Source organism: Lentzea alba (assembly GCF_047445655.1).
Classification (GTDB): Bacteria; Actinomycetota; Actinomycetes; order Mycobacteriales; family Pseudonocardiaceae; genus Lentzea; species Lentzea alba_A.
In genome coordinates, this window is record NZ_JAJAEG010000001.1 from 208,187 (window position 1) to 231,789 (window position 23,603).

The 23,603-nt window shown below is 68.2% G+C and carries 20 protein-coding genes; 10 read left to right on the forward strand and 10 right to left on the reverse strand.

What is annotated here, in order from left to right:
* The first annotated feature begins 21 nt into the window (after positions 1-21).
* On the forward strand, positions 22-933 hold the full coding sequence (locus LFM09_RS01020; RefSeq protein ID WP_414094283.1) for a LysR family transcriptional regulator: 912 nt from the start codon (positions 22-24) through the stop codon (positions 931-933).
* Positions 934-1,828: 895 nt separating this feature from the next.
* Here LFM09_RS01020 and LFM09_RS01025 read toward each other — a convergent pair.
* A complete protein-coding gene (locus tag LFM09_RS01025; protein WP_414094665.1) occupies positions 1,829-4,258 on the reverse strand; it encodes a M14 family zinc carboxypeptidase in 2,430 nt (809 codons plus the stop codon).
* A 564-nt stretch (positions 4,259-4,822) separates the two neighbouring features.
* Here LFM09_RS01025 and LFM09_RS01030 point away from each other — a divergent pair.
* The 3 genes from LFM09_RS01030 (at position 4,823) to LFM09_RS01040 (ending at position 6,195) form a co-directional block, all read left to right on the forward strand.
* Positions 4,823-5,104 carry a hypothetical protein gene (locus tag LFM09_RS01030; RefSeq protein ID WP_414094284.1) on the forward strand — a complete coding sequence of 94 codons (282 nt, stop codon included), beginning with the start codon at positions 4,823-4,825 and terminating at the stop codon, positions 5,102-5,104.
* A 78-nt stretch (positions 5,105-5,182) separates the two neighbouring features.
* Positions 5,183-5,410 (forward strand): DUF2188 domain-containing protein, encoded by a 228-nt coding sequence (locus LFM09_RS01035; protein WP_414094285.1) that lies wholly within the window; start codon positions 5,183-5,185, stop codon positions 5,408-5,410.
* 53 nt (positions 5,411-5,463) lie between these two features.
* The gene (locus tag LFM09_RS01040; protein WP_414094286.1) at positions 5,464-6,195 is read left to right on the forward strand and encodes a ZIP family metal transporter; all 732 of its coding nucleotides are present in this window, start codon (positions 5,464-5,466) and stop codon (positions 6,193-6,195) included.
* A 90-nt stretch (positions 6,196-6,285) separates the two neighbouring features.
* On the opposite strand, the gene LFM09_RS01045 is transcribed toward LFM09_RS01040, so the two are convergent.
* Positions 6,286-6,441 carry a hypothetical protein gene (locus tag LFM09_RS01045; RefSeq protein ID WP_414094287.1) on the reverse strand — a complete coding sequence of 52 codons (156 nt, stop codon included), beginning with the start codon at positions 6,439-6,441 and terminating at the stop codon, positions 6,286-6,288.
* 218 nt (positions 6,442-6,659) lie between these two features.
* Between LFM09_RS01045 and LFM09_RS01050 the strand changes: the two genes are divergently transcribed.
* Positions 6,660-8,165, forward strand: a complete 1,506-nt coding sequence (locus tag LFM09_RS01050) for a SpoIIE family protein phosphatase (RefSeq protein ID WP_414094666.1) — start codon at positions 6,660-6,662, stop codon at positions 8,163-8,165.
* Between the two features lie 40 nt (positions 8,166-8,205).
* On the opposite strand, the gene LFM09_RS01055 is transcribed toward LFM09_RS01050, so the two are convergent.
* Both LFM09_RS01055 and LFM09_RS01060 read right to left on the reverse strand, forming a co-directional pair.
* Positions 8,206-9,180: an anti-sigma factor RsbA family regulatory protein gene (locus tag LFM09_RS01055; protein WP_414094288.1), complete on the reverse strand. Its 975-nt coding sequence runs from the start codon at positions 9,178-9,180 to the stop codon at positions 8,206-8,208.
* A gap of 152 nt (positions 9,181-9,332) precedes the next feature.
* Complete coding sequence (locus LFM09_RS01060) at positions 9,333-9,893, reverse strand: hypothetical protein (RefSeq protein WP_414094289.1); 561 nt, start codon at positions 9,891-9,893, stop codon at positions 9,333-9,335.
* A 98-nt stretch (positions 9,894-9,991) separates the two neighbouring features.
* On the opposite strand from LFM09_RS01060, the gene LFM09_RS01065 reads away from it, so the two are divergent.
* Positions 9,992-10,429 (forward strand): Hsp20/alpha crystallin family protein, encoded by a 438-nt coding sequence (locus LFM09_RS01065; RefSeq protein WP_414094290.1) that lies wholly within the window; start codon positions 9,992-9,994, stop codon positions 10,427-10,429.
* 12 nt (positions 10,430-10,441) lie between these two features.
* Positions 10,442-10,777 carry a hypothetical protein gene (locus tag LFM09_RS01070; protein ID WP_414094291.1) on the forward strand — a complete coding sequence of 112 codons (336 nt, stop codon included), beginning with the start codon at positions 10,442-10,444 and terminating at the stop codon, positions 10,775-10,777.
* Between the two features lie 423 nt (positions 10,778-11,200).
* Here LFM09_RS01070 and LFM09_RS01075 read toward each other — a convergent pair whose 3' ends face one another.
* Positions 11,201-11,581 (reverse strand): MerR family transcriptional regulator, encoded by a 381-nt coding sequence (locus tag LFM09_RS01075; protein ID WP_414094292.1) that lies wholly within the window; start codon positions 11,579-11,581, stop codon positions 11,201-11,203.
* A gap of 658 nt (positions 11,582-12,239) precedes the next feature.
* Here LFM09_RS01075 and LFM09_RS01080 point away from each other — a divergent pair.
* Entirely contained in the window at positions 12,240-13,094 is an 855-nt protein-coding gene (locus LFM09_RS01080; RefSeq protein WP_414094293.1) for a tetratricopeptide repeat protein, read from the forward strand.
* Between the two features lie 48 nt (positions 13,095-13,142).
* Here LFM09_RS01080 and LFM09_RS01085 read toward each other — a convergent pair whose 3' ends face one another.
* Both LFM09_RS01085 and LFM09_RS01090 read right to left on the reverse strand, forming a co-directional pair.
* Positions 13,143-14,354, reverse strand: coding sequence for a vanadium-dependent haloperoxidase (locus LFM09_RS01085; RefSeq protein WP_414094294.1), 1,212 nt, complete (start codon positions 14,352-14,354; stop codon positions 13,143-13,145).
* A gap of 170 nt (positions 14,355-14,524) precedes the next feature.
* Positions 14,525-15,418 carry a dienelactone hydrolase family protein gene (locus LFM09_RS01090; protein ID WP_414094295.1) on the reverse strand — a complete coding sequence of 298 codons (894 nt, stop codon included), beginning with the start codon at positions 15,416-15,418 and terminating at the stop codon, positions 14,525-14,527.
* Between the two features lie 178 nt (positions 15,419-15,596).
* Here LFM09_RS01090 and LFM09_RS01095 point away from each other — a divergent pair, with 178 nt between their 5' ends.
* Both LFM09_RS01095 and LFM09_RS01100 read left to right on the forward strand, forming a co-directional pair.
* A complete protein-coding gene (locus LFM09_RS01095) occupies positions 15,597-18,416 on the forward strand; it encodes an MGH1-like glycoside hydrolase domain-containing protein (RefSeq protein ID WP_414094296.1) in 2,820 nt (939 codons plus the stop codon).
* A gap of 201 nt (positions 18,417-18,617) precedes the next feature.
* The gene (locus LFM09_RS01100; RefSeq protein WP_414094297.1) at positions 18,618-19,463 is read left to right on the forward strand and encodes a hypothetical protein; all 846 of its coding nucleotides are present in this window, start codon (positions 18,618-18,620) and stop codon (positions 19,461-19,463) included.
* A 2-nt stretch (positions 19,464-19,465) separates the two neighbouring features.
* Here LFM09_RS01100 and LFM09_RS01105 read toward each other — a convergent pair whose 3' ends face one another.
* From LFM09_RS01105 to LFM09_RS01115, 3 genes are read right to left on the reverse strand one after another with little or no spacing between them, the layout of a single operon-like run.
* Complete coding sequence (locus LFM09_RS01105) at positions 19,466-19,975, reverse strand: hypothetical protein (RefSeq protein WP_414094298.1); 510 nt, start codon at positions 19,973-19,975, stop codon at positions 19,466-19,468.
* Positions 19,976-20,028: 53 nt separating this feature from the next.
* Positions 20,029-22,095, reverse strand: a complete 2,067-nt coding sequence (locus LFM09_RS01110) for a glycoside hydrolase family 2 protein (RefSeq protein ID WP_414094299.1) — start codon at positions 22,093-22,095, stop codon at positions 20,029-20,031.
* 11 nt (positions 22,096-22,106) lie between these two features.
* Positions 22,107-23,585 (reverse strand): IucA/IucC family protein, encoded by a 1,479-nt coding sequence (locus tag LFM09_RS01115; RefSeq protein WP_414094300.1) that lies wholly within the window; start codon positions 23,583-23,585, stop codon positions 22,107-22,109.
* Between the last annotated feature and the right edge of the window lie 18 nt (positions 23,586-23,603).

The window sequence follows — 23,603 nt, forward strand, 5'->3', positions numbered from 1 at the left end:
AAATTTTCGAGGAGTGACCCCGTGCTGGACGTCCGACGCCTGGCGCTGCTCGCGGCCGTGGTGGACACGGGTTCGATGACCGCCGCCGCGGAGCAGCTCGGCTACACCCCGTCCGCGGTCTCACAACAGCTGCGCCGGCTCGAGGTGGAGGCCGGTCAGCCGTTGCTCCACCGCCAGGCCAGAGGTGTGCGCCCCACCGAGGCGGGCGCGCTGCTGGCAGGCCACGCCCGCCACGTCCTGCGCCGGCTCAGCGCCGCCGAGGCCGACCTCGCCGAACTCGCGGGACTGCGCCGCGGCACCATCGCGGTGGGCGTGTTCCCGACCGTCGCCAGCGCCCTTCTCCCCCAGGTCGTCAGCCGGTTCCGCCGCCAGTACCCCGACCTGCGCCTGGACGTGCGCAGCACCCGCTTCGACGAGCTCGTCGAACTGCTGGAGAACGGCACGGTCGGCATCGCACTCCTGTGGGACTACGCCTGGAACCGCGTCGACGTGCCCGACATCTCGCTGACCCCGCTGCTCGACGACCCGACTGTCCTCATCGTCGCCGCCGACCACCGCCTCGCCCGCAAGCGGTTCACCACCATGTCCGAACTCGCCCACGAGGACTGGATCGTCCGCGCCCACGACCACCCTGTGGCCGAAGTGCTCGAACGCAGCTGCCGCGCCGCCGGGTTCACACCGAAGATCGCGTTCGAGGCCAACGACTACCAGGAGGCGCAGGCCATGGTCAGCGTCGGACTCGGAATCGCACTCGCGCCCAGGACCGCGGTCCGCAACCCGCACCCGGACGTCCGCGTGCTCGCCCTCGGCACCGACGTGCCGGCCCGCCGCATCCTGCTGGCCCACCGCCAGGACCGGCTGCGCGCACCGGCCGAACTCGCCATGCACCAGCTCCTGGTCGACGTCGCCCGCGAGTACCAGACCAAGCCCTGACCGCCGTCAGGTGGCGGGCATTTCCGGCCAGTGGGCGGAGGGTGGTTCGACGGCCGCCGTGATGTTCTGGTCCAGGCGGCTTCGGACGGCAGTACGGGAATCCGTTGTCACCGGCCGACTTTCCGTGCGTGCGGTCGGTGCGGCAGCAACCAGGGGCGACGAACTCCGCCTTGAGCAGCGCGCCGAGCGGTGCACGCCGGCCTCGGAAGAGACAGAGCGATGTGCCTTGGGAGCACGGAGTGGAGCAGAGTGGGTGCAACTCCGCGTGTTGAACGTGCCGGAACCGTCCTCAATGGACCTGAACGAACCCGCGCCGACCTGCACCGACCTGCACGAGTATTGTTTCCGCAGTTCATCGCGGCCCCGGCACCACAGTTCACACCGAGATCACGGCCGGCCGACAACCCAGCAGCCCTGAATCCCCCGTCTCGGCGGCGGCCGCATCGCCTGGTGCGCGGTGGAGCCCGTCGACGTACTCGTCGCCGGGTTCCCCTGCCAGGACATTCCGCCGCCGGCAAACGAATCGGTGTCAAGAAGGGCGAACGCAGTCGCTTGTGGACAGACATCGTGGCGGGCCTTCGCGTACTACGACCCGCGTTGCTCATCGTGGAGAACGTCGCCACGCTTCGCTGGCGCGCTGGAAGGCTTCGAAGCCGGCGGGACAACCGGCCACGAACTGCGGTGACTCCTCGCTCGACTCGGCGGCGAGCATCGATGAACTGGGTACGTGGACCGCGGAACAGACGAAGCGGTGAGCGGCCGCGGTTGCGCGGACCGCGGCCGGGACGCCTTGCAGAGACGGATCTTTGTGCCGTTGCCGTTACCGATACCGCGCTCGCGGTGACGCGCGGGCGGCGGCCACCGCAGATTCGCACTGGCCGCCGCCGCACGTGAACTACCTGCGTTCCTTGGCAGTCCTGGCCGAGCGGGTGCAGACGTCACCGACATCGGTCGTCTGACCGCGGTCGACGTAGATCTCCGCGAGCCCGACCAGCTGGCCGCGCGAGTCGCTGCACGTGAGGGTGTACGGCTCCTTGGGGCCATAGGTCGCGGGCAACGGCGAGGCGAACTCGACGGTCAGGTTGGACCAGTCGTCCGTCTTCGCCGGGTCGGCCTGGGAGTAGTTGACCAGCACGGCGGTGTAGTCGCCGGCGGGCGGGTCGAACAGCCGGGCCTTCTCCGAGTTGGTGCCGCCGGAGGCCGACGACGTGACCAGGTTGCCCGCCGAGTCGAAGACGTAGAGGTCCCAGTCGGTACCGGCCGTGCCCCAGCCGACGCTGATCTCCAGCTTGCCGTTGTCCGCGGTGGGCATGCCCTCGACCCGGAACGGGATGCGCTCGGCGACCGGGTTGTTCGGGAAGTCCGTGTTGGGCGCCGGTACGCCGTCGGGGTTGGCCAGGGTGATCTTGCCCTGCGCCGGGCCCTGCGGGTCGCGGCCGTAGCGGCCAGCGACGTACGGACGGGTCGACGGGTTGACCGCCCAGCTGAACTTGCCGCCGTTGCTCACCAGGTCGGACTTGATCACGTCCGCCCACTGGATGGGGTCCGACGTCGTGCCGCCGGGCTGGATCACCCGCGAGGTCGGCGTGCTGAACGCCTTGCGCACCTGGAGCTTGTAGCCCTTCGGCGCCGTACCGGTGAGAGTCGAGTGCGCGGTCTGATCCGCGGTGCTCGCCAGCATGTCGACGAACGCCTGCCGGTTGCCGCCCTTGCCCTCACCCGCCGCCGGAGCGAGGCCCGCGTACTCGGCGACGACCTTGCTGAACTGCGGGTGGAACTCGTCGGGGCCGACCTCGAAGGTGAACCCCCAGCCGCCGGTCGCGTAGTACGACCAGTCCTCCAGGCTGCCGGTCGTGTCGTAGAGCTGCCACGACGGCTGGCTCTTGTAACCGTTGCGGGAAGCCAGCTTGTCACCGAGCGCCTGGTAGGCGGGCTCCTCCAGCGGCGGCCGGGCCTCCGCGGTTCCCGGCACGCGCAGCACCAGGTTCGAGTAGGTGTGCAGGGTGATCAGGTTCGTCACCGCCTGGTTGGCGATGACCGAGCGGACGTTGCGGGTCTCCGGCTCGGAGAACGGGCCGGAACCTCGGTAGATGTCGCTGCTCCAGTCGAACGACGCGCCGGGACCGCCCCAGTAACCCGCGTAGTTGCGGTTGGGGTCGGTACCGCGCAGCCGACCAGCCGGGTTCGCCCCGCAGGCACCGGTCCGCAGGTTCTCCGGCGAGTCGGACACGTTGCAGGTCTTGCGCTTCATCTCGTAGTCGAACTGGCTGAAGTCTCCCTTGGGCTCGGCCTCGCGGGAGACGGCGAACCCGTCCGGGTTCACGATCGGCACCACGATGTTCCGAGTCTTCTGCACCAGCGGCTTGAGCTCACCGCCCGCCTGGTAGCCCTTCACCAGTTCATACGCCCATTCGATGGCGTGCTCACCGGCCGGCCACTCGCGTGCGTGATGCACGCCCATGGTGAAGTTGACGGGCTTGCCGTCGCCCGTCCTGCCGACCGGGGTGGCGATCTCCACGCCCACGACGTCGCGGCCCTCCGAGGTGGGCTCCGGCAGGGTGAAGGCCTTGACCAGGCCGGGGTTCCGCCGAGCCAGTTCCTTGAGCTCGTACTCGTACTCGTAGAGGTGCCGGTAGGCGGTCCGTCCCGACGGCAGAACGGACGTCTCGGTGCGCGCGTCGTACTCGACGTCGGCTTTCGCGTTCTCGACCGACTTCGCGGAGAGGTTCGGCAGCACGACGGTGGAGCGCATGCCGCTGTCGCGCAGCTTCTTGCGGTCCTCGTCACCCGCCAGCACGACCTCCACGCCGGTGGCGTCGGCCTTCTCGGTGACATCGAGACCGAGCGCGAACAGGTGGTCCTTCTGCTTGCGGGTGGGCGTTTCCACGTGCACGATCTCGGCCTGCTGGCCGGTTGCCTGCGGTGCGACGGCGAGGAAGTCCACGCCCAGGGTGACCGTGCGAGAGGAACCGGAGAGCCGACAGGCCTGCACGACGAGCTGCTGGCCCTGCTTCACGAAGCTCTCGGCGAGCTCGGCGCTGCGCAGCGCCGCGGAGGCCGCAACGACCTTGCCGCTCTCCTTGTCGAACACGGCGACGTCCCAGTCGCCGGATCCGTTGCCGTGCGGGCGAAGCCGTGCCTGGACCAGGCCGTCGACAGTCGAGGTGACCTGGCGGAGTGCGACACCCCGATCGCCCTTCGCCAGCGGCTTCGCGAAACACGAGCGCGCGACGGCGTGGTCACTGCGCAGCGTGCTGTCCTCCGCGCTGGCGGTCGACGCGCTCAGCCCGGCGACCACGAGCCCGGTGACCCCCAATGCGGCGATCGTCCGCCATGCCGGCAGATGGACAAGTGAGGTTGGTACAGGGACGCGCACGATGAATTCTCCGAATTCCCGAGGAAGTCGCGTAGGTGTGAGAGCGCGACCGTAGCAACGAGTTCCGTCTCAATTGAGAGCCGGTCGTATGGTTTCCTCCTGGGAGTTCGACTGTTCACGGCCGTTGCCATGTCGTCCTGCATGGCCTGACGTGGCCCAGGATTTCCGCAAAGCGCGGAACTTTTCGTGCGAGAACCGCGATCTCAAGAAGCTGCGCCGCGCGCCGGCAGCGACATCGGCGGCAGCTCCACTCCGGACTGCCATCCGTTCGGACCTACCGGCCACGGGCGCGGCCCGCTTCCCCGAACTTCGGATCTGTTTCCACGATTCGCGCATACCAAGACGAAGGCGAAATCGACCGTCCACACTGGAATGTGCACATCGTGTCCAGTTGAGGAGAACCATGCGCGCAACCGTGACAGCGATCGCGAGTGCCGTCCTGATCACCGGGCGCTCCCACACCTGCCACCACCGAGATCAAGCCGGTGGCCGCGATGGGCCTGGAGGCACCGGATGCTGCCGCCGGCCGGCAGAGCGGCGTCACCTACCAAGCGGGTTCCGCCGGGCGCCACGATGTCGGCCGGCACGTCCGTCGCGAATGGACTTACAACGGTGAAGCTCTCGGTGTCCGACCTGCTGCCGAACACCAAGACGAAGTACTCGATCGAGCATCAGAGCTCGGCGACCTCTTCGCGCCGGTCGCACAGGACCGAGCATCTCCATCTGACTGATGTCGCAGAGGTGGTCGGTGTTCTGGCGGGCAGCAGCCCCGCGCGATCACAACAGTGCCACTGAGCTGCAGCAATGACGTGTGACAGATCGCCTCCACGGGTAACCGGCCGACTGACGGGTAGCCGATGACGGGAGCGCGTCATGCGTGGTGACGTGGAGACCTACTTCGAAGACGGCCAGTGGAAGAACAAGGTCGAAGGCAACGAACGCGCCTCCAGCGCGCACTCCACCGAGGAGGAAGCGACCGGCAAGGGCCGGGACATGGCCATCGAGCACGGCGTGGAGCACATCATCCGCAACCAGGACGGCAAGATCGGCGAGCGCAACACCTACCCGCGCAGCCACGACCCACGCGACATCTCTGGCTGAGCGCGATCTGAGCAGCTGGTGCGGATGACCTTTTGACAGACAGGACGACAGGCATGCTGACCGCGGTGCTGTACGGCTTGGCCGCATCGAGTGCGTTGGTGGTCGGCTCGATCGCCGGCTCGTTGTGGCGGCCACCGCGGTGGCTCACCGGAGTCCTGCTGGCTTTTGCCAGTGGGGCGCTGATCTCGGCCCTTGCCTTCGAGCTGTTCGAGGAGGCGTTCCACCTCGGTGGCGCGGTGCGGTCCGGGCTCGGCCTGCTCGCCGGTGCGGCCACGTTCGTGCTGGTGGACTCCGCCCTGGATCGCTACGTCACCGGACACTCCGGTCCCGAGCAGCGGGAGGTGACGAAGGCCGGGGCGCGCGAGGGCGTCGGCTTCGCGCTGCTCGCTGCGGTGACGCTGGACGGGGTGCCGGAGAACCTGGCGCTGGGGGTGTCTCTGGCCAGCGGGGTGTCGTTGACGTTGCTGGTGGCGATCTTCTTCTCCAACCTTCCGGAGTCGCTGGTCGGCGCTGTCGCCATGCGTGAGTCGGGACAGAGCAAGCGAACCGTGATCATGACGTGGGCGACCTGTGCGTTGCTGCTGGCCGGCGCGGTGGTGCTCGGCAGGCTGGTCGCGGGTGGGCTGAGCGACGCCGTCCTGGCTGTGGCGCTGTCCTTCGCCGGTGGGGCGGTGATCGCGTCGCTCGCCGACACGCTGATGCCCGAGGCGTTCGAACATGGCAGGCCGCTCAACGCGTTCGCCACGGCCGGGGGCTTCTTCCTGTCGTTCATCCTTGCTGCATAAGCAGTCCAGGCAAGCACCTGTGCTGCTGCAGACCGGCAATGGTTGAAGCGGTCCAGGGCGGGTCTGGGATGCGGAGAACAGCTCTGGTGTTCAGGCCGCGCGCAGCGAGCCGGCCGCGTCCGGGTGGGCGCGATCAGTGATCAGGTGCAGCCGGACGAAGCCCACCGCGGTGGTCAGCAGACCGAGCGGGAAGACGATGAGGATCGGGTGCACCGCGTGACCGGCGGCTCGGACGCGACCGCCCATGACCGCGGTCCCTCCTGAAGCCGACTTGCCTCAGGAGGGACCGCCGTCACCGCCCTCAACCGCGCCGGCCCTCGTCGGATGGTGCTCCGGCTGTGCATGCGGATGTCAAACGATCTGTGTTTGCCCGTGCCGTTGAACGGGTATCAGAACGGCCGAAAGTGGCACCGTGACAAGGGGTTGGAGCCAGGCCTGTGTGGTGAACAGGAGGAACGACCATTATCGCGGTAACCGAACTTGCGCCCGTGGGTTTCGCCGTTGTGGACGAGCGGATGCGGCTCCTCTACGCCAATCCGGAGTTCGTTTCGGTACACGGCCTGGCAACACGTGACTGCATCGGGCGCACGATGAACGAGGTGACACCGTCCGTGTACGCGACCACGGTGGAGACCCGCGTCGCCGAAGTGCTCAGCACCGGCACCGTGCACCGCGACGTCGAGACGCGTGCCGACATCGGGGAAGCCACCAAGCAGCTCCTGCTGAACCTGTTCCCCATGTGCGGCAATGATGATGAGGTGGTCGCCGCCGTGATCGCGGTGCAGGACGTCACCGGGTTCCACGAGGTCGCCGAGCTTCGAGGACTGCGCCTCCACGCCGAATGGACCGACCGGTTGGATCGGACGCAGCGCGTCGGCGGCACAGGGTCCTGGGAGATCGACCTGCGCAGCGGGCAAGTCGTGTGGTCGGCCAACCTCTGCCGCATCGCCGGTGTCACCCAGCCCCCGCACACCCTTGAACAAGTTCTTGCGCTCGTGCACCCCGACGACCTGAAGCTGGCCCGAGCGTCATTCACGGGCCGCACACCGACACCGGACGTCGAATACCGGCTGTGCACGCCCGACGGACGAGTCGTTGTGCTCTCGTCGATCGTCGAGCCGGTCATGAACGACGCCGGCGCCGTGGTGGCACTGCGCGGCATGTGCGTCGACCGCACCGCCCGGCGAACCGCCGAGGCCGACATCCGGGCGGCCGTGGTGCGAGTGGACGAGATGACGGCACAGCTGAAGGACGAGCGGGAGATCGTGCTGCAGCTGCAACGGGCTCTGCTGCCGCCCAGCATCCCCGACGTCGAAGGCGTCGAGCTGTTCGCGGCTTATCGACCCGCGAACAGCTCGGCCGGCGTGGGCGGCGACTTCTACGACGCGTTTCCCCTGCCCGATGGCAGACTCGCGATCGCTGTGGGCGATGTGATCGGCCACGACATCGAAGCCGCCGTCACGATGGGCCGAGTCCGCAACGCGATCCGCGCGTACGCGATGCAAGACCCATTGCCCGAGCGCGTACTGCGCAACCTGAACCGACTCATCTGCTTGTGCGGCGACATGACGATGACCACGGTCTTCTACGGCGTCTACGCCCCGCAAGACGGCACACTCCGCTACGCCAATGCCGGTCACCCTCACCCGCTGCTGGTCCGCGGCGACATCGCCCTTCCGATGGCGCACCGGCACGGACTGATCGCCGGGGCCGTGCAGCACGCCGAGTACCTCGCGTTCGAGACCTCGCTCCAGCCAGGTGACGCGCTGGTCGTCTACACCGACGGACTCGTGGAACATCGTTACGACGACATCGACGCAGGTGTCGAAAACCTGTGCACTGCCGTCACCGCACCGCATCTGCCCGAACCCCTTGCCGAACTCGTGCCCGCAGTGATCAACGCTGTCGCTCCCGAGCAGGGTCGTGACGACATCTGCGTGCTCGCACTACGCCACAGACCGGGGCGCTGAAATCGCACATGGGACGTTGCCCATGACTGCGCGAGCCGCTCTAGTCGCCGGGAAACGTCTCGGCTGTCGGCCGGAGCAAGGCGTAAATGGTGGTGCCGTGCGAGGTCGTGTGGATGCGGACAAGATCGGCGAACTGGTTGACCAGCAGCACACCTCGTCCGCCGCGCAGGCCAGGGGGCCGGGGTCTGCGTCCGGCAAGAGGGTCGGTCAGCTGTCCCGTGTCGCGCACCTCGCAGACGACGTGGCCCTCGTGGCTCCAGATGCGCAGCCGGCATCCGCCGGACGTGTGCGTGAGGCTGTTGGTGACCAGTTCCGTGGCGATGTACTCCAGGTCCTCGATCTGCCCGGCGTCGAGTCCGTGTCCGCCGCCCAGTTCGGCGACCCACCTGCGAGCGGCACGTAGCTGTGCCGGCTCGGTGATCACGAGCTCGTCCGCGCCGGCGTGCTCCGGCAGAGGTTGGTTGTAGCGGGCCACCACCTCGTCAGGTGCGTACAGATCACTGCGGTAGCGGCGGTTCGGCTCCCACACCACGGGATGAGTGGCGCGCGCGTCGGCCACCACGTGCTCCTCCAGCCCGGCCGTGTCGTACGGGCACAGGATGGTGACGTCACGCCCGGCGAACGCATGGTTGATCAACGCTTCGTGTTGCGCGCAAGCCGGGTACTCACTGGCGGTGCGGCCAGGCCAGATCGGTTCGCCGACGATGCGCAGGTGCCGGTCTGGATGCGCGTCAGCGAACCGGCGCAGCACCGAGGGGATGATTCGCCCCGGGTTGCGACCGGCCTCGGTCATGTCGATCCACGTCACGTTGTCCGCGGCATCTCCCGCAGCGGACCGCAACATCTCCAGACGAGCGGTGGGGACCACCACGGCGACCGGCTGGTTGTCGGCCAGGCCTTCTGCGATGAACGGCACGAGCACCGCGAGGTACTCCTCGTCGGAGGCGTAGAACAGCGCGGGATGTACGAACGGTCCAGCCGGCGGCACAGTCCGGGCATCGGTCTCGGCGGTCACGCGATGTGCCACCTCCCCAGCCCGGGAACGCGATGAGTCTCGGCGCGCCCGACCCGGACGGTACCTCCTCAGCGCACACGCGGTGGCGCCGAATCCGGATAAACCCGACTTCGAAGGCTGTTCGGCGGCAGTTGTCCTTCCGCACGCCGCACCTACCCGAGTCCGTCCCGGCGGTCTTGGGTGTCGCGGCGCACCTGGTCGGTCTGCGCGGTGACCGCAGCGATCTGGTCTGCCAGGGCGGGGTGCGACGTCCGGAGCTGGTCGTGCGCCTCGGCCAGTGGGCTGAGCAGCTGCGCCGCGTCGTCTCCGGACAGCGCCTGGCGGACGGACGGGTCCACCTCACCGACGTGTCCGGCGAGGCTGCGCAGCGAGGCGGAGTTGTCGCGGGCCCACTGCGTCACCGCGCGATCGCCCGCGCGGCGGTCGCGTTCCGCCTGCACGCGCTCATCCCCGGTCGCGCCGGCGAGATCGGACGGCCGCAGGCGCAGGTAGCGGCGTTCCGCGGCCTGCCGGCTGGCCACTCCCAGCGCGGGCGCCAGGTCCGCCCAGCTGGTGCCGAGCTCACGGGCAGCGGCGATCAGCTGCGGCTCCCAGCCGGCGAGCTCGGCCCGCAGCTCGCGCAGCAGGACCAGTGCGGCCAGCACCTGGGTCGTGCTGAGGTCCTCGTTCGCGCACGCGGCGGCGCGAACGGCCTCGTAGTCACCGATCGCCATCTCGTCATCCTTTCGACGACAACCCGTCTTGTCATCGTTCCGACGACATGCTACAACAGATGTGCGCGTTGACAGCAGTCGAATCGAGGAGGTGCCGGATGTTGATGCGCACTGACCCGTTCCGGGAGCTGGACCGCTTGGCACAGCAGGTGTTCAACGGACCGGGCACGTGGACACGACCCACGGCGATGCCGATGGACGCCTACCGCTCGGGCGACGAGTTCGTGGTGGCGTTCGACCTGCCGGGCGTGTCCGCGGAGGCGATCGAGCTGGACGTGGAACGCAACGTGCTGACCGTGAAGGCGGAACGACGGCCGACCCTCACCGGCGACAACGTCGAGATGCAGGTCGCGGAACGACAGCTGGGCGTGTTCTCCCGCCAGCTCTTCCTCGGCGACACCCTCGACACCGAACGCATCCAGGCCTCGTACGACGCAGGTGTCCTGACCCTGCGCATCCCGGTGCTGGAGAAGGCCAAGCCGCGCAAGATCGCCATCGCGAACACCGAGCAGGACGTGAAGCAGATCGACGCCTGACCGGGAGCGGTCATGGTCGCGCAGACACTGGACGACGAGTTCCTCGCGCTGCTGTGCGAGGACGAAGACCTGGTGCGCGCCGAGTTCGACGAGATCATCGAGGCGAACTGGGGGGAGCCACCGCTTCCCCCAGCACCTCGCCGGCCGGTCCCCTCGACGCCGTACCGGGAGATGCTCCACCCACGCGAGCAGAACCACGTCCCCCTCCGCACACCGGCACGGCAACGTTCCCCTCCGCCACGGAAGGCAGGTGATGCGTGGAAACCACGAACAGCAGGAGCGCGTCCGGCCGACCGCTCGCACCGTCAGACCGACCCCGAGGTGGCCAGCGCGGCTGATGCCACCTGAGCGCGTGGGCGCAGAGATCCGCGAGCCGCCCGGACTCCTCCACCCCGGTGGCCCCGTACCGCCAGATCGCGGTACGGGGCCACGGACATCAGTCACGAGCGGGCCGCCCCCACGAGGATGTCCGCCGTCAACGGCGGAGTGATCAGGGCTCTGTGACTGACCGGCCTGCCGCACCGTTCGGGCGCAGCAACGAGCCAGCGAGTTCCTCGAGGAGCGCGACCGCCATCAGCTCACCGTCCACCGGTCCGAACCGGGCAACGGCCTGCCGGTGAACGCGCGGGACAGGTCGTGCTGCAAGAAGTCACTGCCGGCCGCGCTGTTCGCCACGTGCCGATTCCCTGATGGGGCATGAGTGTCTGCTGGTGCAGATCCAGGACGTCGACGCGTCGTCCACGAGCTGCCCCGACGTCCCGGTCTTGGTGGTCACACGCCGCGCAACGGCGGGTACGGCCCGTCGGGCGTGTCCGAGGGAGGCGGCACCTGGGTGTTGAGGCTCCTGGCTTCGTCGAGTTGGTCTTCCAGGGTGACGATGCGGCAGGCGGCGTCCAGGCCGATGCCCTCGTCGATCAGGGCGCGGACGCGGGCCGCCAGGCGCAGCTGGGAGCGGGAGTAGCGGCGATGTCCGCCGGCGGAGCGCTGCGGCTCGATCAGCTTCGCCTCGTCGAGCGTGCGCAGGAACGCTGCAGTGGTGCCGAGCATCTCCGCGGCGCGGCCCATGGTGTATGCGGGGTAGTGGTCGTCGTCGAGGTTGTCGGCCGCGGTGTGCGGTTCGGTGGGTTCTGGCCGGGGTGTTTCAGGGGTCATCGCGCCTCCGCATCACGAGGGGCCCCGATGCGTAGTAGCACCGGGGCCCCAAGGGTTTATGGGTTTCACTTCCATCAACCGACCGTGAGATCGGCTTCTTCTGACCGCATGATCTGCGCCAGGGGCGCGTGCTGCGGGGATCGTTGCTTCTGCTTAACCGAAGACCACCTGCCTATCTCGATGGAACTGCGGTACCCGCTCGGCGGAGTTCAGCCGGAGGCGGGCGATCCGATGGTGTGCAACCCCTTCCCTTCTCCTCTGGTACCTGACTTTTCTTCTCTTGCGACTTGCACTTGCTTCAACACTGCGTCTTGCACTTGCTACTTCACGGCCGTCGGCGCCGGGGTCGTGCGTACTGCGGTCGTGCTTCCGGTGTTGCCCTGCCGACTGCCCTTGGTCGCCGCCGGAACCCCTTACCACTGATCGGCTCCGACGCGTCGACCGTCTTGCACTGACTCACGGGTAGTTCGTCATCTCCCGTGCCGATATGACGTTCTCTCTCTCACGACATGGAGAAGACTACAACCGACCAGAGCCGAATGTCTACCCCAGCCACTACAGATTTACTCGACCGGATGACGCAGGCCTGCTGACCTCGGACTTTGGTCAAGACACCACCCTCAGGTGAGCTAGCCTTGGTCCAGATTGTGGGTGACTGATGAGTGAGCCTGACTTAGGCCCGTTGAGCCGTCATGGCTCTGAGTTGCTCGACAAGAGCACCGAACAGGCGCCGCACGAGCGGGCGATCGAAGTGCTCGAACAGGCTGTCGCGGCGGGCGAACCCGCTGCCGCCCGGCTGCTGGCCCTCGGTTACCTCGAACAGGGCCGGCTCATCGAGGCACACGAGCTGCTCGGTCCTCTGGTCGCGGCCGGACGTGCCGATCTCTCCGACGTGCTGGCCGATGTGCTGGCCGACCTCGGTCTGACCGACGACGCCGAGCGCGCGTACCTGATGGCGGTCGACGAGGACGACGGCAAGGCGATGAACAACTTCGCGTTGTTCCTGGCCGAGCAAGGCCGCCTCGACGAGGCCGTGGCGATGTTCGAACGCGCCGTCGAACTCGGCGACACGCTGGCGCCCGCCAACCTGGCCCGCACCCACCTGCACGACCGGAGCGACGTCGTCACCGCGCTCGCCGTCGCCGAGCAGCATCTCGACGCGGCCAAGCCGACGACCTACTGCGCGCTCGCAGAGGTCTACGCCGAACTCGGACGCCTGGACGAAGCCGAGCAACTACTGCGCACGGCCATCGACCTGGACGCTCAGCAAGCGCACGTCGACTACGCCAAGTTCCTGCACCGCCGCCGGAACGATCCCACGGCCGCCGAACGCGAGTTCCGACTGGCCGATGAGCTCGGCGAGCCCGCTGCCGGCTACCACCTCGGCGCGTTCCTGCTCGACCACGGCGATGACAACGAAGCCGCTGACGTGCTTGAGCGGGCCGCCTCGTGGGGCGATCTCGACGCTCGACGGCTCCTGGACACCGAGTTCGAACTCGTCACGGATCCGTGATGGCACAACGACGGACTTGGATGACGACGACCTGACCTGAGCCCGGGGTCAGTTGCCGCGGGGACCGAAGGCGTCGTCGAGGACGTCGCGGGCAACGGTCGTGCCGAGTCGATGCCCGTCCGTCGTGGCGAAGCGGTAGTGCACCCCGGCCCAGACCCTGGCCTCGTTCAGTTCGGCCGTGGCCTTGGCGAGGCTGCGGTAGTGGCGGGTGGTGCCGGAGTCGGTGCTGTCGGCGCTGAAAGACAGGTCGTCGCGGCCGAAGTACTTGCGCAGGGCTGTGGTCGTGGCCGCGGTGAAGCAGGCGTGCCCTGACGGGTACTCCGGTGACGGCGCGGTGGTGCGCAGCGGGGTCCAGGCCGGGTCGGCGTCGGTGGCCGGGTTGCCGTCGGTGTCGGCCAGCGGGATCGCCGTCACCGGGCGCCAGTAGCTCCAGCGCTTCTTCGCCTGGTAGCAGGCGATCAGCGTGTCGGCGGCGGCCAGGTCCACCATCGCGAACATGCGGGCTGTCTGCAGCGTGCCGAGGCGGTGGGTGGTGGCCAGCTGGCGTTTGATCGACCACTCCACCAGGCGCGGGTCGTCCCACCAGATCGCGGCTTCGGTCTGATCCGGTGTCCGGGTCTTGCTGGTGGCCGAGCCGAGGGTCTTGACCTCGTTCAGGTCGCGGGCGTAGGCGGCGCTGGTCAGGGGTGGCGGGCCTGGGGTGCGGTAGTCGCTGGGACTGATGACGAACGGCTTGAGGGTGGCGTACCAGGCGCCGACCTGGAGGAAGCCCGGTGGCGTTGGGCGCCACTGTCCCGGGGCGGTACCCACGGGCCAGGTCGCGTCGGAGAACGCGCCGTCGTTGCGGCGGGCGTTGATCATGGCTGTGGCCGTGGCCTGGCCTACGACGATGCCGCCGCGCTTGGAGGGGCCGTCGGGGATTGCGGCCAGCGACTCCTCGTACTTGGTGCGCAGGAAGTCGGACTGGGCCGGGAAGAGCCAGGCGAGGGTGCGGTAGGCCGCGGTGGCCACGGCCGCTGGGGCCGAGTCGCCCGGGCGGCTGCGGGGAGCGATCAGGTATGGCTCGTACGGTTTGCCGGCGATCGCGTTGACCGCGTCGTACACCGCTGCCTGCGCTATCGCGAAGCTGCGGGAGGCCGCGGTCGGCGACTGCTTGGCCACCTCGTAGATGGCCGTCTGGGCATGCAGGTTCCAGGTGATGACGGCGTTGGGGGCAGCGGCTGTGGACACTGCCGGTGTGGTCACGGAAAGCGCGGTCACGAGAGCAACACCGCACAGTTTTCCAAGCGCACGAACACGTGCCATGGGGATCCCCAGAGGCTGATCGATGCCAGTTCCCACGAAGGTTCCAGTATCCAGCCGTGGTGCAGCACGGGCAACGCGCCTTGCTGGGCAAGCAGGTACTCCGAACGCTGACCCCAACGGACGTCCTAGTGACGGCTGTCGGCGGCGTCGAACCAGTTCAGCGTTCTGCGCCAGGCCTCCGTCGCGGCGTGCGCGTTGAAGCGCGCTCCGGTGTCGTTGAAGAAGGCGTGATCGGCCGCGGTGAAGGTGAGGAGCTCGTACTTCAGCCTCGCTGCTTCCAGCGCTGCTTTCGCGGCCGGGCGGGTCGCGTTGACGCGGGCATCGAGTCCGCCGTACACACCGAGCACGGCGGCGCGGGAGCCTTGGAAGTTGCCGCCTTCGGGGAACGGCCCGTAGTAGGCAGCACCTGCCGCGAGGCGTGGCTCGTTCGAGGTGAGCAGGCGCCACACCATGTTGCCGCCGAAGCAATAGCCGACCGCGCAAAGCTTCTTGCCGCGCACGCGTCGTTTGAGCTCGGTGAGGCTCGCTTTCATGTCTGCCACGAAGCGTTCCGGCGGGATCCGCGACAGCGCGGCCGCCACCTCGGCTTCACCGGGGAACGCCCCGGTGCCGCCCTCCTCGGACAGCAGGTCCAAAGCCAGTGCGGAGTACCCGCTCGCAGCGAATCGCCCCGCTACCGTGCGGATGTGCTCGTTCAGCCCGCGGTTCTCGTGGATGACCAGCACCCCGCCGCGGGGCTTCGCTGCCGGTGCCCACGCGGCCAGCAGAGGCACGCGTGGGCCCGCGAACGTGATCGACTCACGAGGGACCGGCGCCCAGCTGGTTTCGGACGAGGAACGTTTGCCCGTCTCCGGCTCGGCCGCCGCGCTGCCCGACGCGAACGAGGTCAGCAACCCGCTCGCTGCCGCACCGGTCACACCGAGCAGGCCGAGGCGGCGTATCGCTTCCCTTCGGTTGATGATGCCGTCGGCGAGGTCTTCCGCGACTTCTTCCGCGAGATACCGCTGAATCTCCGTCATGGCTGCTCCCAACAGACTCTGCGAGAGTGGCACCGGCAGGTGGCCGGCAGCCCACGGTGGCGCGGACGAGCGTAGACCTGACGGCGAGGCCTGGCTGACACTTGCGAGTCCCCAGTTGACAACGCTGACCCCGTCCCGCACTGTTCCGCCCGTACGCGACAGAGCCCTGGGGGGACACGTGAAGCTCACGCCTGCGTTGCTGGCGGTCGGCGCATTGCTGCTGGCCTCGATCACCGCGCCGACACCGGCCACCGCGCAACCCGCGCTGTCCCCGGCCGCGGCGGACCCGAACAACTTCGCCCCGGCGTCACGCACGCTGAAGCCGGTGTCGGTGTTCAGCACGGCCGGCACCGTGACCTCGCCCGGCAACCTCGTGACCGGCGGCTCGGCGCGGCTGACCGGCCGGGAGTCGCGGGTCGTGCTGGACTTCGGCAAGGAGGTCGGTGGCCTGGTCACGCTGGGGTTCGCCGGCGCCAGCAACACCAGCCAGCAGGTCGGGCTCGCGTTCTCCGAGACCGCCGCGTTCGTCGGCATGGACAGCGACCTGAGCAACCAGGACTTCCGCAACACCCCCGATGGCGCGATCTACGCCGCGGCCAACGGCACCTACACGATGCCCAAGGCCAAGCTGCGCGGCGGATTCCGTTACCTGACACTGTTCCTGAGCACCGACGGCTGGGCCGACATCAACGACGTCACGTTGCAGTTCACGCCGGACCCCGACCGCACGAACCCGCGCGACTACCCGAACTACTTCCGCTCCAACGACGATCTGCTCAACAAGCTCTGGTACGCCGGGGCGTACACGGTGCAGACCAACACCATCGCGCCCGACACCGGGCGGACGGCGAACGCGCCGAAGCCCGGCTGGCAGAACTCCGGTCTCATCGGACCCGGCACCAGCGTGCTGACCGACGGGGCCAAGCGCGACCGCACGGTGTGGCCCGGTGATCTCGGCGTCGCGCTGCCCACCGCGTACGCGTCGCTCAACGACACGTTGTCCTCGCGCAACGCGCTCGAAGTGCTGTTCCAGCACCAGCGGGCCGAGGACGGCATGCTCCCGTACGCCGGGCCGGAGATCGGCGCGTACGTCTCGGACACCTACCACCTGTGGACTCTGGTGGGGACCGGGCTGTACCACCGCTACACCGGTGACATCGCCTGGGTGGGGACGATCTGGCCGAAGTTCACCAGGGCGATGAACTTCAGCCTGGCGAAGGTCGACGGCACCGGACTGGTGAACGCCTCCGCGCCGATCGACTGGGGCCGCACCCCCGGCTCTGGGCACACGATCTCGGCGAACGTGTTGCTGTACCAGGCTCTCAGCTCCGGCGCGACGCTCGCCGACGCACTGGGCGACTCGGCGCTCGCGAACACGTGGCGGCAGCGGGCGGCCTCGATCAAGGCCGCGGCCAACGCACGGCTGTGGAACCCGGTGACCGGGCTGTACCGGGACTTCCCCGGTGCCGACGTGCATCCGCAGGACGGCAACTCGATGGCCGTCTGGTTCGGGCTCACCGACAGCCCGGCGAAGAATGCCCTGATCACCAAGAACCTCACCGCGAACTGGTCCGACATCGGCGCGGTCACGCCGGAGTTCCCCAGCCTGATCGGCACGTTCACCGGGTCGATGGAGCTCGCGGCGCACCTGGTGGCGAACAACGACACCGACGCGTTGGAGCTGATGCGCCGCGAGTGGGGTTACATGCTCAACTCCCCGAACGGCACCAACAGCACGTTCTGGGAGAGCTTCCACTTCGACGGAGCCCCGTACTTCGGCTCGTACATGAGCGCCGCGCACGGCTGGGCGAGTGGTCCGACCAACACGCTGACGTTCTACGTGCTGGGTCTGAATCCCACCTCTGCCACGCACTACGACTTCGTGCCGCACCTCGGCGACCTCACCCAGGTGGAAGGCAACATCACCACGCCCAAGGGTGCGGTGAAGGGCACGTGGAACTACACGCCCGGCACGTTCACCTCGACGCTCACCTCTCCGGCCGGCACCACGGGACGGATCGGCGTTCCCACCTACGGTTCCGCCTCGGTGACGGTCACCGTGAACGGCACAACCGTGTGGAGCAACGGGCAGTTCCAGCCCGGCGCGGGACTCTCCGGCGGCTCGACGGACGGCACCTACATCTACCTCACCGGCGCGGGCGGTGGCACCTACAACGTCACCGCGACCGGTGTCGTGCGGCCGGGATCGTTCGACGTCGGGGTGGTGCCCGACCAGCTGCCGCCGGGCTACGCGCTGTGCGCGACGGAGGGCGGGAGCTGCACCCCGAACGGCACGCAGGTGCTCGCGTTCGGTGCGGGCGCCTACTCGTACCGGACGATCAACGGCCCGACGGCCTGCGAGACCTTCGGGAAAGATCCCGCGCCGGGACTGGTCAAGTCCTGCTACCTCGCGCCCGTGGGCGGTCCGTCCGGTGCGAGTCTGTGTGCCTCCGAGGGTGGTGACTGCCAGGTGAACGGGCGGCGCGCGGTCGCGTACGGCGCGAATGGCGCGTTCCGGTTCATGACGGTCAACGGCACCGCCAAGTGCACCGTCGCCGCGTTCGGTTCCGATCCCCTGCCCGGCGCTGCGAAGTCGTGCTACGTGCTGCCGGACGCTCCGGGTGGCTCGTGGGAGTGGTGCAGGGACGAGGGTTCCACGTGCGTGGTCGCGGGCACGCAGGCGTTCGGCGCCAGGGGTTCTTACTGGACGGCGAAGTCCGACTCCACGGCGAAGTGCGGACTGGGCTCGTTCGGTGTCGACCCGCTCTACGGAGTCCTGAAGGCCTGCTACGCCTGGACGGGCAAGCCCGCCGGGTTCACGAAGGACTGCGCTGTGGAGAACGGAACCTGTTCGTTCACCGGTGTGCAGACTGTCGCTTTTGGACGGAACGGGTCGTACACGTACAAGACCTTCACCGGTTCGGCGCCCTGCACCAACGAGGCTTTCGGCACCGATCCGGTCTACGGCGTCGTGAAGTCCTGCTACCTTGTCAGCTGAACTACTGCGGAGGCTCCTTGCGCTGACGTGATCCGCACACGACGGCCGTCAGCAGAAGCAGCAGCACCTCGAGTGCGCGAGCGGACAACAACGACGTCTCAACAGTGATGTTCATTGGTCAAAGATGACGGCCTCCGGGAAGCTCGTCACCCTCCTGTTCAGGAGGGTTCCCGCGAAGGACCTTCCAGGTACCGTGCAGGAGTGCACTTCAACGACGAAGTCGACTGGCCGCAAGTGTTCCTGGGCTACATCTCCCGCCCCAGCCTCGCCGATCCGCACAATCCCCGCCGATCCGTCTACGTCAGCACGATGGTGTTCCTGGAGGGCGGGCTCCGGGAGATCGACGACCAGCTGTCCGGCCGCAACTCGCGCAGCCGGGACGAGCTCGCGGGGGCGCGGCTGACGCGGGACATCGTCCTGCGCCGGGCACGAGAGATCGCCGCCGAGGTGCCGGAGGAGGTGCACGTCGGCGCGGGGGCGTTTCGTGATCGGTGGCCGGGGCGCGGCGGCATGGCGAACTTCTTCATGTGCCTCATGAAGTACACCTGCACGGCGCCGCGGTGGGGGCTCTTCCTCGACTACGGGCCGCGCAGGGCGCTCGCCGAGCTGCCGATGGTGCAGAGCGGCGAGCGAGAACTCACCGACCTGATCGCGCGCATCGCCACGCACGACCTGAGGATGCGCACGAGATTGGCGCGGTACTGGCTGTTCCAGCTCTCGCTGACGATCGACGCCAAGTGGCGATCCGTTGCCACGAAGGCATATCGCGAGATGCTGGAGGCGTATTCCACGCGATGGGCGCCGGTGTACGAGGAAGGGCTGCAGCTCCTGGGGGTGAAGTTCCGGCCCGGCGTCACGCCGAGTCAGCTCAGCTCGATGGTGTCCGCGCTGACGTCGGGGTTCGCGCAGCACATCGCCGGCACCGGTGAGGACAGCAGGGAAAGCCGCGACCAGTTCGTGGCGTCCGTGCAGGCGCTGATCTTCGCCGCGCTCGACCCCGGCGACGGGGACGACATCGCCGGGGCGTTGCGGGCGATCCTGCGCTGACCTCAGGAACGGCGAACGTGCTCGATCAGCTCGTCGATCGCCGCGCGTTGCTGCTCCAGCCATTCGACGATCTTCTCCTGCTCCCCCGGCTCCATCCGGTTGTCGACGTGGTCGCGCAGACCTGCCAGGGCGTCCTGCATCTGCTCGGGGACGTTCCGGCGCAGGTAGGCCTCCGCCTCGGGGTCGCCCGAGTTCCAGGACGCGTCGCGCAGCGTGCGGGTCAACGCCTCGTCGGTGGCGCGGAAGTTCAGCACCAGCCGGACGATCGCGTCCCTGACCGCCGCGACGTCCGGTGGCCCCACGCCTGAGCGCCAGCTCCGTTCCCCGCCACGGCGTTTGTAGTGCTGCTGCATCGCCTGCTTGGAACGTTCGCCGTAGGCCGCCCCGAGCTGTTCCCACGTGAAGCCGCTGTCGATCACCGACTCGATCAGCACCCGCTCGGCGCGTTCCACCGACTCGCGGGCCCACGGCATCATGCCCAGCGCCTTGAAGGACTCGTTCTCCTGAATCACCCCGTCAACGTATGCGTTGACGACCAGTTCGTCAACCGATGCGTTGACAGCGGTCAGCTGAGCGTCCAGGTGGCCGTGTCGGTGTAGGCACGGCCGTCGCGGACGCCGGTGATCGTCACCGTGTTGGCGCCCGGCCGCAACGTGATCGGCCACGTGTAGATGTGGTCTGCCGCAGGGGGTTTCGGCGCGCCGACCGCCTGGCCGTTGAGGATCAGCTGGACGTTCTCGACGGTTCCGTACGCGCGGACCGTCGTCGCCGCCACCGTGCGCTGCGTCCAGCGCGCGCTGTTCAGGTGGACGAACGGCGTGTTGGTCCAGTTCGCCTTGTAGAGGTAGAACGAGTCCTTGCGCGTCGCGCGGTCGTACGTGACGAGACCCTTGTCGTTGCGCCCCAACGTGTCACCCTCGGAGCGACTGTCCACAGCGAAGTCGAACATGTTCCAGACGAACGATCCCCACAGGAACTGACGGGTCTTGATCTGCGCCCAGTGGTTCTCGTGCACCAGGGTCTGGTACTCCTCGGGGTGCCAGCGTCCGGTGGTCACGGGCGGCTTCGGGTTCTCCTCGTGCTGGTTGACGCTGCCGCCCGCGCCGTACTCGCTCAGCGCGATCTTGCGGCCGGGATCACGGGCGTGCAGGCTGTCCGCCCACGCGCCGGGTCCGGTGTCGCTGTGGCCGTACCAGCCGAAGTACTTGTTGTAGGCGGCCAGTTCCGCGTGCGACGACACGGGATCCAGGTCGCCGATGTGGCTCGCGTACGTCGAGTGCCGGCCGGAGTCCTCGGCTCGGACGGACGCCGCCAGGTCGCGCAGCAGGTTGTTCGTCGCGGCGTTGCTGGTCTTCTGCTCGTTGCCGATGCCCCAGAACGCGATCGACGGGTGGTTGAAGTTCTGCCGCATCATCTCCAGCAGCTGCTGCTGGGCGTTGGCCCGGAACGCCGCGGTGTCGCTCACCTCGTTGACCAGCGGGATCTCCGTCCACACCACGTAGCCGCGCGCGTCGGCGAGGTCGTAGACGTTCTCGGACTGCTGGTAGTGGGCGGTGCGGTAGGCGTTGACGCCCATCTCGTCCATGAGGTCGAAGTCCTGGCGCTCCTGCGCGGGCGTGACGGCCCAGCCCTGGTTCAGCCGGTCCTGGTGCGCGTTCACGCCGTGCAGCCGCAACGACCGGCCGTTCAACGAGAACCCGGTGTTCGCGTCGACCGCGGTGGTCCGCAGGCCTAGCGGTTCGGTGACGACGTCGGTGACGCGGTTCGTGTCCGCGTCGATGATCTCGACGCTGACCCGGTACAGGTACGGATCAGCCTTGCCGTTCCAGCGGTGCGGGCGCGGGATCACGACCGTCTGCACGGTGTCGAACCCGGCGCTCACCGAGCGAACCGCCGTGGTGTTCTCGCCGGCGATCACTCCCGCGTGGTCAGCGACGACCGCGCGAACCTTGACCCGCTTGGCGACCGTGTTGTTGTTCCACGCCTTGGTGGTCACCTCGACGCGCGCCTCGGCGTCGGTCAACGAGCGCTTCCTGAGGTAGACACCGGGTCCGCCGTAGTCGCCCATGCGGATGCCGAGCGGGTCGACCGAGGTCAGTCGCACGCTGCGGTAGATGCCGCCGAAGAACGTGAAATCCGCCGAGAGCGGGGCGATGTCGGGCTTGGCCGCGTTGTCGGCCTTCACCGCGATCACGTTGTCCTGCCCCAGTTTCACCGCACTGGTCGCGTCGTACCGGAACGCCGCGAAACCGCCGCGGTGCTGGCCGAGCTTGACGCCGTTCACCCACACGTCCGCGACCTGGTTCACGCCGTCGAACTGCAGCCACAACCGCTTGCCGGCCAACGACGTGGACGGCGTGAAGTGCTTGCGGTACCAGCCGATTCCCCGGTAGTAGTTCGAGCCGCCGTCCTGGCCGTCGGCCGCGTTCCACGTGTGCGGGACGGTGACCTGGCTCCAGGCCGAGTCGTTGAAGCCCGGTGCCTGAGCTCCGGCCGCGTCCGCGCGCAGGAACCGCCAGCCCGCGTCGAGGTCCACGTTCTGGCGGGTCGCGGGCGGTTCGTAGGCCGAAGCTGTCGGTACTCCCACGAACATCGCCGAGACGAGCACGAGCAACGCCACCAGACGTGTCATGTCCCAGGACGCTATTGGCGCCGGGAAAGGCACGTCAACGAATCGGGCCAGTTCCGGTACAACGGGTTCGGGAAGTTCACATACGTGCTCGCTGCTCCCTCTGCCCGCGTCCAGCGCAGCAGGAGGTTCGCCTTCGCCGGCACCGACGGGCTCTCGAACAACGACGCCAGCAACGCGGGGGAACCGTGATCCTGAGCGTAGGCAACGAAAACCTCCGCCGCCTCCGCCCACACGTCCAGACCGGGATGCCGGTCCAGCACCGCCCCGGCGATCTCCGTCAGGTGGTTCACGACGAGGCAGTACTGGAGCCGTTCCCAGCCCTTCGCCTCGCTCACACCACGCCCATCAGCGTCCACTTCGGACAGCAACGGGCCGTGGTGCGACTCCAGCAACCGCATGCCTTCGTGATCGCGGTAGAACGCCTGCACCGGCATGCCGGATGCGTCCACACCCACCAGGACGTTCTGCAGATGGCACTCCATCACCACACCGTGCGCGAAAAACGCATGCAGCACAGGAGGAACGATGACCGAGACGTACTTCCGGAACCACCGCAGGGCGTCCTCCCGGCTCAGTCCGTCCAACGGGTTCCCGTCGAAGCCCTCGCTGATCCCGGCCGCCAGCAACGGTGTCACGCCGGGCATCGTGTGCCGCCGGATCCCGTCCCGCACCACAACAGCAAGGCCCTCAAAGGAGTCCGGCGAGGTCCGGTAGCCGCGGTCGATCAGGAAGGCCGTGCCGGGGTAGGTGGAGGCGATGTCGGAGAACACCGGACTCAGCACGCGCGCGAGCGGTGGGATCCAGCGCAGGTCGTGCGCCCAGAGCCGGCGCACGTCGTTCGTGATCTGCACGTCGAGGCTGAACTTGTAGAACAGGTCGGCGGCCGGGTCGTAGACCGTGCGCACCGAGGACGTCGGCCACACCTCGTGATCAGCCACTTCTGGGGCGATCCCCAGCAACGAGAGCTGCAACGGATGCGCGAGGAGAACCCCTGCGGGCAGCAGCGACACGTCGCCGTCGTCGATGAACGAACCTTCCAGGTGTGCCAACGAAAAGGCGGTGTGCACCTCGGGCGAGTACGGCAGCCACTCCCGCGCGGGCAGACCGCCGCGACCCTTGGGGGCCGGGTGATAGCGGTGCCCGGCGATCAACGCCTGCTCGGAGCGTTGGTAGAGATCGGCCGGCGCCTCCCCGCGGGCGTCGAGGATCGCGGCGATCGCCGAACGGGAGCCCGCGATCTCGTCGAGGAACCCGATCGGCGGGTCGCCGAGCTCCTTGGTGATCAGCACGGCGAGCTCGTGCCACGTGATCGGCTGCCAGGAGCCCGAGAACACTTCGGGATCCGACAGCCAGCGGCCCTGGCGGACGCGCAGCTGGGTGCCCGTGCGCGGCAAGCGGATCATGTCGCCGGTGCGCTGCCCGACCTCGCGGTGCAGGCAGTTCAGCAGGGCCGTCGAGGTGATGCCGTCGGGATCAGTGATCGCTTCCACCGGTGTCCGCTTTCCCTC